The organism is Marinobacter alkaliphilus, from assembly GCF_055394375.1.
In genome coordinates, this window is the sequence record NZ_AP043751.1 from 489,889 (window position 1) to 500,801 (window position 10,913).

Genomic DNA, 10,913 nt, shown 5'->3' on the forward strand with positions numbered 1-10,913 from the left:
TTGCTCTACACTATTGCCCTGCCACCCAAAACACAGGACGCTCAATGGCACTGAAAGCCACTATCTTCAAAGCCACACTCCATATCGCGGATATGGACCGGCATTACTACGCCGACCACCACCTGACCATCGCCCGCCACCCGTCAGAAACCGACGAGCGAATGATGATCCGGCTGCTGGCCTTTGCCCTGAACTCCACAGATACGCTGGAGTTTACCAAAGGCCTGAGCACCGATGACGAACCGGAGCTGTGGCAGAAATCCCTGACCGACGACATCGAACTCTGGGTAGAGCTGGGCCTGCCAGACGAAGACCGGGTTCGCAAAGCCTGCAACCGGTCCCAGCAGGTCATTCTGTATACCTATGGCGGCCGCGCCGTGCCGGTGTGGTGGGAGAAACACCATAACAAGCTGGAACGATTTGGCAACCTGACCATCGTCGACCTTCCCGCCGAAAACACCGCAGCGCTGGCCCGCCTGGTGGAACGCTCCATGACCTTCCAGGTGTCGATGCAGGACGGCGAAGTCACCTTCAGCAATGACACCGATCTGGTCAGCATCACCCCGGAACAGAAACTGCCAAAGGTATGAAAACAGAGTTGCCGCAAGGGGCTGGACAGACGCCCCCGGCGCACGTAAGATTGCGCACTCGAAATTGACGAGCAATCCGCAGTTTCGAATGCGCCCGTAGCTCAGCTGGATAGAGCGCTGCCCTCCGGAGGCAGAGGTCAGAGGTTCGAATCCTCTCGGGCGCGCCATGAATATCAAGGACTTGCGTGAAAGCGCAGGTCCTTTTTTTTGGCTTGTGCCCAAATGGTGCCCTGACAGTGCCCGGCATTTTTTCACAGATTAGCTTCCGACCTTTTTCGCGACCTTTGCCATACTTGCCCTTCTAGAGGGTTTGGGCACAGTTTCCCGCCGCCCCTGGAACCTATCTCGTTACCATGGCCTCTTGAACAGACGAGCAAAATCCGCAAACATCGTACAAACAATCTCTCAGTGCACGCTAGGCGACTCATAGAGAAGGAGTCGACACATTCCGGTTCAGTCCCCGTGGAAAAATCTAACAAGTTTATTGGCAAGAAGATCGCTGGTTACAGGTATCTACATACCTCCGCGCTTTCTGAACTTGACGACGAAAGCCGTAGCGCTGTGCGCAAAGCCGAGGCCAGGATTACTCCAGAAGCCCAGTACAATGTCATTAAAATCCGAGAAAGTGCTGCCGAAATATCTTTCCTGAATTATCCAACTTTTTTTGAGGAAGCTTTCCCGACTCTCGAACAATCATGGAAAGTTAACCTCGATACAGGGCAGTGCCGATACAGAGTTTATTCAGAATCGAATAATCCCCCCATCCTTCACCGCAAAGAACTTCTGCTGCCATCCTCTCACCCAGATTTTCAACGGTTTTTGGAGCTGACCAAAGAGGCTGAGAGTATCGGTTTATTCGACGATACGACCAGAATAGGCTTTCTACAGGACTGGAACCGTCTCTTGAAGCTAAAAGGCTATGAGGTTTCCGAGCACGCCCTGGTGCCTATAGCCAATGAAACTACAGAGAACCTGTCAGCCATCGAAAGCGGGTCAGAAATTCACCGACATTTAACTGCCCTCACTCGAACGCAACTATCGGCACCTATGCAAAGCCTTGCGCGATATGGCTATCTTGATCAGACGAGGTCAGTCTTTGACTACGGGTGCGGCAAGGGCAACGATGTTCAGCTCCTAAAAGATAGCAATATAAACGTAGCTGGATGGGATCCTTATTATTCTCCCAGTGCAGAAAAGAAAACAGCAGACATCGTCAACCTAGGGTTTGTCATCAATGTTATTGAAGTGCCGGAGGAACGTCACCTCGTCCTGACCAACGCTTATGAACTTGCGTCAGAAATCTTGGTCGTATCTGCGATGCTGGAGAACGCAAATGCTCGGGGTGGTCTGCCTTTCAGGGATGGTGTGCGCACCTCACGAAACACTTTCCAAAAGTATTTTTCACAAGGCGAACTGGCAATTTACATTGAATCAGTACTCAGAACAGAGCCTGTTCCGATAGCCCCGGGGATTTTTTACGCTTTCAAGACGGATGCAGCTAAGGCTGACTTCCTGGCTAGAAAAAGCGTTAAACGAAGCCGCCCTCGACCACTTCGAGCGAAGAGACCGCTCAGCAGCCAGGAACCTGAGCGCCGGGCACCGGCTAGTCTACGGAAGTATGAAAACAACAAGGATATTTTAGAAAAGTTGTGGAGCACTTGGCTAGATTTTGGCAGAAAACCCAGGCCAAGCGAGATCGAAAACCTCCATGACATTCGGAGATTTCTGGGCTCCTACCCTGCCGCATTGAGAATTCTTGAGACCATCAAGAATGAGGAGGGAGCGGTAGCATTAGCGAGGGCTGAGCAGGCTCGCAAGGACGATCTGATTGTTCAGTTTGCCGAACTACGATTCTTCCGGAGCTCACCCCCACGCCCTATGCCTAACAAGCTCAAGGAAGATGTCAGACATTTTTTTGGGACCCTAGCGAATGCCCAAACAATCGGAGAAGATCATCTCGTTCGAGTATTGGATAAGAGCGCAATACTGTCTGCTTGTATCGAAGCCTCTGAGCAGGGCTTGGGGTGGCTGCATGACGAACACTCACTTCAACTACACACTGAGTTAATACCAAGATTGCCCCCAGTCCTCCGAATTTACATCACATGTGCATCTAGCCTATTCGGAGACCCAAGTTCTGCCGATCTAGTCAAAATCCACATCCGTTCCGGGAAGCTTTCCCTCATGAGTTACGACGACTTCTTCGGAAAGGCCATTCCGAAAATGCTCGTTCGCACCAAGATCAATTTGAGAAATCAGCGGATCGATGTTTACCAATACGGTGATGAGTTTGCCCCTCCCAACCTCTTTCTGAAGAGCAGGTATATGCATGAGGATCAAGAAAACTATGCCGAACAATTGCGTTTTGATGAAGCGCTTGAACAACTGGGAGTTGGCGATTTTAGCAACTTCGGCCCTCCTGACAGAGATTTTCAGAACACGCTGCGCGACAAGAGATGGGCAATAGAAGGACATAGCCTGACAAGAAGTACCGACATCCCGAACCTCGATCATCCCTGCGGTCAATACTTCAAATATCGCGACCTGATTGAATGCGGCGAAACGCAGAAGTCGCTCAAGATCGAGAATCACCCGCTCCAACCAGAGACTTACACCGCCCTCCTCGACCTAGCCAACAATCTTATCGATCCGATAGTGGACTATTTCGGCATGATCAAGCTCACTTATGGCTTTTGCTCGTCAGAACTGAGCAAAAATATACGGCGTAGGATCGCTCCGAAACTAGATCAGCACGCATCCCATGAACTGAACAGGTTAGGCAACCCCATCTGCATGCGAGGGGGCGCGGCAGTAGACTTTATCGTCGAAGATGAGGACATGTTCGAGGTCAGTCAATGGATCGCAGAAAATCTCAAATTCGATAGGATGTATTTCTATGGTCAAGACCGGCCAATTCACGTAAGTTTCAGCGAGACACCGGCCAAGCAGGTAACGGTGCTGAAGCGAAGCTCTGCCAACAAACGACTAATCCCAAGATCCTACTCTCTCAACGATTTCATTAACTTAGATAACTCTCTAATCTGAAGCCTCGCCCTGGCCACGTTGACCCGGAAGTTTATTTTGGGTAAATTAACTTCCATTCCAACTTTTAACTTCCACCCCCGGAGACCCTCATGGCCGAGTTCTCCCACACCTTCCCGGCAGCGAGAGGCGTTCAGTCTGGACGGCCTTGTTACGTGGCTATGTGCCCGTTACGACTAATACCAAAAATTTTTATCTTCGATGGGCAAGAGGTTCCACCAGAACTTAGAGCTCAACGAGTATTAAATCGAACCCGAATACCAGACATCGTTAGCTATTTGCTCGACAACCCAACAGACTATACGCTCTCGGGAATCACAGCGTCTGTAGATGGTCAGGTCTCGTTTGAACCTAGTACCGACACAGGTATGGCCCAAAATCTGGGACTACTGTCGATCCCTATGGATGCCAAGATCCTCATCAACGACGGTCAGCACCGCCGTGAAGCAATCGTTCAGGCAATCGAACAGAATCCAGAACTCGGCTACGACAACATCCCTGTGCTGTTTTTCATTGATGAGGGTCTGAAGCGCAGCCAGCAAATGTTCGCGGATCTTAACAAGCATGCTGTCCGGCCAAGCGACTCTATCAGCACGCTCTATGACCACCGGGATCATTTATCCGAACTAGCCCGAGTTGTTGCTCGCGAGGTGAAGGTATTCTCCCGGCTGACGGAAATGGAGAGGTCCAGCATATCCAACCGAAGCAGCAAACTTTTTACATTGTCGGCTATAAAGAACGCCTCAAAAGCTCTGCTAATGAAAGGAAAGACTGACCTAATTAGCGAGGACGAGCAGCAGTTGGCAATTGAATATTGGAATGAAATTGCCGCCAACATGAGAGATTGGCAACTCGCTCTGGAAAAGAAAGTGGCGACCTGCGAGCTCCGTGAGCAATACGTTCATGCTCACGGCGTCATGCTCCAGGCCATGGGCCAAATAGGCGCCGACCTTTTATTCAAGCCAAAGTCTCAGTGGAGCCGGATACTGCAAGGTCTTCAAAACATTGATTGGGCACGAGCTAACAATGAGTGGGAAGGTCGAGCAATGCATCACGGTCGCATTAGCAAGGCTCGCAGTAGCGTCGCCCTCACGGGCAATTACATCAAACAGCAATTAGGTGTTCCACTCACCCCTTCTGAGCAGGAATACGAGGAGTCGCTTAAGCCATGACTGCGCAGGAACAATTCGTTTTCCCGGATCATCTATCCATGATTCAGGAGTTTTCTCTTGGCAATCGCCCTCTAGTAGACCTCGTTCGCGAAATTCAGAACATATATTGCTCTGACGACCGACCCTGGATTATTGGCTTCAGTGGGGGGAAAGACTCTACTTGCGTTCTTTCCCTGATCTACATGGCATTGCTACAGCTCCCGGCCGAAAAGCGAGCCAAACATGTTTATGTGGTCTCATCTGACACCTTGGTTGAGACACCTGTCGTCGTCGACATGATCAAACGAGTAATCAAGCTCATTAATGAGGCAGCGCCGAAAGAGGGCCTTCCAATAAGTGCACACAGTGTTGTGCCAAAAACAGATCAAACCTTTTGGGTGAATTTGCTCGGTCGTGGTTATCCTGCGCCAAATCAGACGTTCCGCTGGTGCACGGAACGGATGAAGATAGACCCTGTGAGCGAGTTTATACTCGATAAGGTCGCCAAATTTGGTGAGGCCGTTGTAGTGTTAGGCTCTCGTAGCCAGGAGAGCGCGTCTCGCGCCCAGGTGATTGCAAAACACAAAATAGACGGTTCAGCACTAAGCCGCCATAGCTCTCTTCCAAACGCTTACACCTACATGCCAATTGAAAGCTGGTCAGCGGATGAAGTTTGGATGTATCTGATGAGCGCCCCATGCCCCTGGGGTGGATCTAACCAGGAGTTGCTCGAACTATACAAAGGGTCAAACCAGGGTGAATGCCCGCTGGTGATCGATAAAAGTACGCCCTCGTGCGGGAACAGCCGCTTTGGGTGCTGGACATGCACAGTTGTGACAGCCGACAAAGCGCTGCATGGCCTTATCGAGTCCGGGGCCGATTGGATGAAGCCTTTGTTGGCGTTCAGGAACAAACTGTACATGTCCCGCCAACCAGAGAACTCTGAGGAGTATCGCAACTTCCGCCGCAGAACAGGAAGGGTCTCTTACAACTCGGGCGACATCAGTGATGATAGTGTGCGAGAAGTTCGTCATATCCCGGGCCCCTATTGGCTGTCCAAGCGCCAAAAATTCCTGCGTGAATTGCTCACTATTGAGAAGGGGATTAACGAGAGTGGTGAGTCTATCGAACTGATTACTCGCCCCGAGTTACACATGATAAGAAGAGAATGGCTACGCGACCCAAATGAGCCGGACTGGGAAGACTCTCTGCCGCGGATTTACAGAGAGGTCTACGGAGAGGACCTTGATTGGGTAGAGGATGATGCCGGCGCATTCACACGAGCAGATTCCGAAACACTTGAGAGGCTCGCAGAAAAATACGGTGTTCCATCAGCGCTTGTTCGCAAGATGCTGGAAGCAGAACTTCAAGTATCGGGTCTAGGCAAGCGGAGGGGCATACTGAACAGCCTGGAAAGTATCCTCCAAAGAGATTGGGAAGATCTCGACGCGATCAATGAGCGCAACCATTCCTTTCGTAAGCGTGGCAAATCGTACGTTGAGGAAGTGAAAGACGAATTTTCAGAGTTTTTGAACTAATGCTTATTAAAGAGCTTACGCTTACCGACTTTCGAGTCTACGAAGGGAAAAACTCCTTCAACCTCACGCCCGAAAAGCGTGCGGGTAAAACACGGCCCATCATTCTTTTTGGCGGTTTAAATGGCGCGGGTAAAACAAGCCTCCTTTTGGGCGTAAGGTTGGCACTCTACGGACGTTTGTGTCTGGGCAGTGCAGTTTCCCAAAAACGCTATGATGAGTTTCTGCTCGACGCAATCCATCACTCAAGAGAGACTGGTCGTTCTGCCAACTCTTCGTCTGTTGAGCTCAAATTCACTTACGCAAAGCTCGGAACGGAAAGCCAGTACCACGTTAAGCGTGAATGGGAACGAAAGGGCAAAGGCGTTAAAGAAACACTCACTATCTTGGAAAATGATACGCCTGTTAAAGGTCTCAGCTACGAGCAAGCTCAGAACTTTCTCAACGAACTGATACCTGCAGGTGTATCCGACTTATTCTTTTTTGACGGTGAGAAAATCGCCCAACTAGCCGATGATTCTGGAGGAATAGCCCTCGAACAGTCTATTAAGAAATTACTCGGGCTCGACGTCGTTGAGCGGCTCTCCGGCGATCTCACCGTTCTTAACCGGAATCTGGCCAAGCGATCGTCAGCTCAGGAAATGCAGGCACAAATCGACGCTGAGCAGTCCAAACTGATGCACTGCCGGAAACAAGCTGAGATCATCCGCCAAGACATCTCAACCATCCTCGCTCAGCGCGCTGAGTTACAAGAGCGCGCGAAAAGGCTCCAGAAAGATATCGATGATCGAGGGGGACATTTCTCCACATCCCGGGCTCAGCTCGAAGCCAAGCTGAATCAGCTCCATAGCGAGCGAGATAGCTTAACATCCGAAATTAATGGCCTTATATCCGACGCGGCACCCATCGCCTTGGCAGAAGACTTTTGCCGAAGAACTAAAGAGCAGATTGAGCAAGACCTCCAGCTTCAGGGGCTTTTGCAGGAATACAGAATCCACAACGAATACCGAACACACCTGGAAGACGCTCTCGATTCAAAGCTGGCACCCGATTCTTTGGCTATCGTGCTCGCTGAGATAGATAAACTGGGCAACCCCTATCAAGACCTCGAATCCCAGACTTTGATTCACGACTTAACGCCCTCTCAAGCAGGGAAAATATACTCAGCATTCGAGGACGCCAGTAGACAACGGCAGGATGTGATTAAGTTGTTTGATGCTCTAGAGTGCATCGAAGCGGAACTCGATGAAATTGGAGCCTCTCTGGCGCGCGCTCCGGACGATTCTTTGATTGCCTCTGATTTCGAGAACTTGCAGCAGCTACAGCAAAAACTTGGCAGGTTAGATGCTGAAATCGAGTCAGCGCGGGCGAAAGGAAAAGACGCAGCTAATGAAGCCGTCGAAATAGCCCGCCGGCTTGACCGACTGTACGAAACTGCTGCGAAGCTGAGCGACCAAAAGAGAGTTATCGACTACGTCAACAACGCCAATGGCTTGCTCGCGGACTATGTCGACCAGACAGCGACTGCCAAGGTTCGAGACCTTGAAGTCCAGTTCACCGAGTGCTTTGCCAAACTTACTCGTAAAGAGGACATGGACCTACAAATTCGGATCAACCCCAAGACCTTCCGCGTAGAACTATTGACCGGTAACGGGCGGACAATAGCGAAAGACGAGCTTTCAGCTGGTGAAAAACAGATATTTGCAATTGCTGTTCTTGAGGCACTTGCAAAAACCTCCGGACGCCAGTTGCCTATGATCGTCGATACTCCATTAGGGAGGCTAGACTCCGAGCACAGAACCAAGCTGATAGAAGGCTATTTCCCTATCGCAAGCCACCAGATGATTGTGCTCTCTACAGACACTGAGGTGGATGAATCATTCTATTCTGATCTCGCACCCGACATATCCCGGGCCTATAAGCTCGAATATGATTCAAAAGCCGGCGCGACTCGCGTCCGTGAAGGTTATTTTTGGCACCAAAAGGAGGCGAGCTAAGATGTTTCCCACCCGCATTCAGTTGAGTAAAAAAACCTGGGATAGGCTGCAATTCCTGCAAACAAAAACACGCCTTACGCCTAATGTGCTTGCACGCACAGCTATTGCATTAGCGCTACGCGATACACGTACGGCAACGATAAATGACACCAGACCAGAGCAGGTCCACGTTATCAATCGTGACGTTCTGTTTGGTGATCAAGAAAAGGTATATGAAGTATTAATCCAGCAGTTCTGCTCGGAACAAAAGGTCGAGGCCGACTATCAAAGCATAATTCGATCTTTAATCGATAGCGGATTGCATAAAATGGGGCACGTAAAGAAACTTTTAGACCTGAAAACTTTTTTTATGGCAGATACTAAAGGATAAACTTGGCTTGGACGCTTCCTAACGTTCAAGCCTCTGAGTTCCCACTTGCAAAGGTGAGTCGTATCAACGACCTTTTTTGCAGATAATGCAAAACTGGTCTGCGAGTCCCAGGGGGTAGTACTGCTCTTCCGCCGCAAACAACTTCATTGAAAGCGATTGTTGCGCATGGAAGTTATGAAAAACGTAGATCTTGGGCTCCTGGCCTGCTGAAATATCGGAAATGTTTCCATCAAACATCACGACAGCAGCTATATGCCTAAAGTCTCTCCTTCCAAGAAAATAGTCCGTAGGAATGCTTCCTCGCCCTGGACGTATGATTGAATTATGAATAACAAAAGCCTGATTTCCCGTCTCCTTATTAAAATCCCATAGAATGAGCTCTCGCCCTACGCCGTAAAAAGCTTTGCGCCCAATCTCCCCAATATCAAAATTCTCTACCTTACGAACTTGATTTACATCGATCACGATGACACAGTGTTCGCCCGGTAGAACAAGTCCTTCAACCATACGGCTGGCGAAGCGACTAGCTTTATGTGCGTATTCCAGACCAAGGTTGCCACTGATTCCAGACGAAGTCTGCCACCCATTCCACGCGAAAGCTGCCACTAATTCCACGGCAAAGCTGCCACCCCAGCAGACTGCCTGAAGCTCCATCAAAATCGTCCGGCGCGGGATAACTTAACGGTACTCTGACCCTTTTCATCCGGAGATGGGCCAGATGCCAGCGAAGAGGTTATCCATGCGTAAAATCAAAGAAGTCCTTCGCCTCAAGTGGGAGCGAGGGCTGAGCAACCGCCAGATTGCGGCGTCCTGTGGCGTTAGCCGCCCCACCGTAAGCGACTACCTGCGCCGCACGGTTGAGGCCGGTCTGAGCTGGCCGTTGCCAGCGGATCTGGATGAGCCCCCTCTGTCAGCCTAGTTGTCCAGTTGGCGATTTCGCCTGAATTCCACTAGCTGGGGCGGCATGGGAGCATTCATGCCACGTTATTCCGAAGAACGTAAAGCGGCCGTTTTGAATAAGTTGTTACCTCCGCAGAACCGAAGTGTTGTGTCGGTGGCGGCAGAGGAAGGCATATCCGATGTGACTCTGTATAGTTGGTTGAAACAGTGTCGACAACAAGGAATGCCCGTGCCAGGTAATCGTACCACCGGAGAAGATTGGTCCCCCGAAGCCAAGCTGGCCGTTGTAGTAGAAACGGCCGCTATGTCTGAAGCCGAACTCAGTGCCTATTGCCGCAAGAAAGGCTTGTATCCGGAGCAAGTACAGCGCTGGAAGGAAGCCTGCCTTCAGGGTGCCGGCATGCAGGATGAGCGTCAGAAAGCAGCTCAGAAGCAACAGCGAGAAGCCCGCAAGACCATTAAAAAGCTGAAGTCAGAAGTTCGCCGTAAAGACAGGGCGTTGGCCGAGACGACGTCACTTCTGGTGCTGTCAAAAAAGCTCGAAGCCTTGTACGGCGAGGATCCGGACAGCAGCGAGGACGACTGACGCCGCTGGACGAACGTGCAAGGCTCCTGGCGCTGTTTGATGAAGCCGTTGCCGGCGGTGCCGCCCGATACAAGGCCGCAGAGTTAATGGACATCAGCGAGCGCACATTGAAGCGCTGGCGAGACCCTAGTGGCCAGGTTGCTGAAGATCAGCGCCCTGAGGCAGAGCGAGCCGAACAGCCCCACAAACTGACACAGGCCGAGGAGCTGGCCATTCTGAGCGCATGCAATCAACCTGAATACCGGAGTTCGCCACCGTCGCAGATTGTGCCGTCACTCGCTGATAAAGGCCTTTATCTGGCCTCGGAATCGTCGTTCTACCGGGTGCTAAAGAAGCACCAGCAACAGAATCACAGAGGGCGCATGAAGCCGCCACGCAAGGTACCAGAGCCTACCAGCTTTACTGCGACAGGCCCGAACCAGGTGTGGAGTTGGGACATCAGCTATTGTGTGCCCGGAGTCCAGGGCGAGCATGGAAGCTCAAATGGACCACGAGTCTATCTGGAATATTGAACCGGTAATTCAGGAGGAAGTAACCAATCAATCCCACCCACTGTGAGGGTGGTGAGCCTGAGCGGCAGTGACCTGCGGTATGCCCGCAGGGTGATGTAACCCGCTGACAACGGGGATTGAGGCGAGGTCACTAAGCCAAGATGATCCTCAAGGCTGAGTGCTGAAAGGCTGAAGAACATGAACCCATTCATCCGCCTCTGTGGGTTGAAATGTCACCACGGCTTACGTGA

General features: G+C 51.0%; 9 protein-coding genes, 1 tRNA gene and 2 pseudogenes. 11 read left to right on the forward strand and 1 reads right to left on the reverse strand.

Features of this window, described 5'->3' with window-relative positions:
• The first annotated feature begins 44 nt into the window (after window positions 1-44).
• The 7 genes from ACZ5Q2_RS02265 to ACZ5Q2_RS02295 all read left to right on the forward strand — a co-directional run bounded on the left by ACZ5Q2_RS02265 (window position 45) and on the right by ACZ5Q2_RS02295 (window position 8,685).
• Window positions 45-590: a YaeQ family protein gene (locus tag ACZ5Q2_RS02265; RefSeq protein ID WP_061333475.1), complete on the forward strand. Its 546-nt coding sequence runs from the start codon at window positions 45-47 to the stop codon at window positions 588-590.
• Between the two features lie 90 nt (window positions 591-680).
• Window positions 681-757 (forward strand) — tRNA-Arg (locus ACZ5Q2_RS02270).
• 295 nt (window positions 758-1,052) lie between these two features.
• Complete coding sequence (locus ACZ5Q2_RS02275) at window positions 1,053-3,635, forward strand: DNA phosphorothioation-associated putative methyltransferase (protein WP_058091228.1); 2,583 nt, start codon at window positions 1,053-1,055, stop codon at window positions 3,633-3,635.
• A gap of 89 nt (window positions 3,636-3,724) precedes the next feature.
• Window positions 3,725-4,804: a DNA sulfur modification protein DndB gene (gene dndB, locus ACZ5Q2_RS02280; protein ID WP_058091229.1), complete on the forward strand. Its 1,080-nt coding sequence runs from the start codon at window positions 3,725-3,727 to the stop codon at window positions 4,802-4,804.
• Window positions 4,801-6,321 carry a DNA phosphorothioation system sulfurtransferase DndC gene (gene dndC, locus ACZ5Q2_RS02285; protein WP_058091230.1) on the forward strand — a complete coding sequence of 507 codons (1,521 nt, stop codon included), beginning with the start codon at window positions 4,801-4,803 and terminating at the stop codon, window positions 6,319-6,321. Before dndB ends, dndC begins: the two co-directional genes overlap by 4 nt.
• Complete coding sequence (gene dndD, locus ACZ5Q2_RS02290) at window positions 6,321-8,315, forward strand: DNA sulfur modification protein DndD (RefSeq protein WP_058091231.1); 1,995 nt, start codon at window positions 6,321-6,323, stop codon at window positions 8,313-8,315. The genes dndC and dndD overlap by 1 nt, the downstream gene beginning before the upstream one ends.
• A gap of 1 nt (window position 8,316) precedes the next feature.
• A complete protein-coding gene (locus tag ACZ5Q2_RS02295; RefSeq protein WP_058091232.1) occupies window positions 8,317-8,685 on the forward strand; it encodes a DndE family protein in 369 nt (122 codons plus the stop codon).
• Window positions 8,686-8,748: 63 nt separating this feature from the next.
• Here ACZ5Q2_RS02295 and ACZ5Q2_RS02300 read toward each other — a convergent pair whose 3' ends face one another.
• Entirely contained in the window at window positions 8,749-9,339 is a 591-nt protein-coding gene (locus tag ACZ5Q2_RS02300) for a hypothetical protein (protein ID WP_432210489.1), read from the reverse strand.
• A 64-nt stretch (window positions 9,340-9,403) separates the two neighbouring features.
• On the opposite strand from ACZ5Q2_RS02300, the pseudogene ACZ5Q2_RS02305 reads away from it, so the two are divergent.
• The 4 genes and pseudogenes from ACZ5Q2_RS02305 to ACZ5Q2_RS02320 all read left to right on the forward strand — a co-directional run.
• A pseudogene (locus tag ACZ5Q2_RS02305) lies at window positions 9,404-9,595 on the forward strand (helix-turn-helix domain-containing protein); the annotation flags it as partial.
• 66 nt (window positions 9,596-9,661) lie between these two features.
• A pseudogene (locus ACZ5Q2_RS02310) lies at window positions 9,662-9,763 on the forward strand (hypothetical protein); the annotation flags it as partial.
• A gap of 51 nt (window positions 9,764-9,814) precedes the next feature.
• Complete coding sequence (locus tag ACZ5Q2_RS02315) at window positions 9,815-10,171, forward strand: transposase (RefSeq protein WP_432210692.1); 357 nt, start codon at window positions 9,815-9,817, stop codon at window positions 10,169-10,171.
• 86 nt (window positions 10,172-10,257) lie between these two features.
• On the forward strand, window positions 10,258-10,683 hold the full coding sequence (locus tag ACZ5Q2_RS02320) for a hypothetical protein (RefSeq protein WP_432210488.1): 426 nt from the start codon (window positions 10,258-10,260) through the stop codon (window positions 10,681-10,683).
• The last annotated feature ends 230 nt before the right edge of the window (window positions 10,684-10,913 follow it).

What these genes read in the sequence shown, in the direction of transcription:
- ACZ5Q2_RS02265 (WP_061333475.1), top strand. Translation starts at nt 45, where the DNA reads ATGGCACTGAAAGCCACTATCTTCAAAGCCACACTCCATATCGCGGAT.
- dndB (WP_058091229.1), top strand. Translation starts at nt 3,725, where the DNA reads ATGGCCGAGTTCTCCCACACCTTCCCGGCAGCGAGAGGCGTTCAGTCT.
- dndC (WP_058091230.1), top strand. Translation starts at nt 4,801, where the DNA reads ATGACTGCGCAGGAACAATTCGTTTTCCCGGATCATCTATCCATGATT.
- dndD (WP_058091231.1), top strand. Translation starts at nt 6,321, where the DNA reads ATGCTTATTAAAGAGCTTACGCTTACCGACTTTCGAGTCTACGAAGGG.
- ACZ5Q2_RS02295 (WP_058091232.1), top strand. Translation starts at nt 8,317, where the DNA reads ATGTTTCCCACCCGCATTCAGTTGAGTAAAAAAACCTGGGATAGGCTG.
- ACZ5Q2_RS02300 (WP_432210489.1), bottom strand. Translation starts at nt 9,339, where the DNA reads ATGGAGCTTCAGGCAGTCTGCTGGGGTGGCAGCTTTGCCGTGGAATTA.
- ACZ5Q2_RS02320 (WP_432210488.1), top strand. Translation starts at nt 10,258, where the DNA reads ATGGACATCAGCGAGCGCACATTGAAGCGCTGGCGAGACCCTAGTGGC.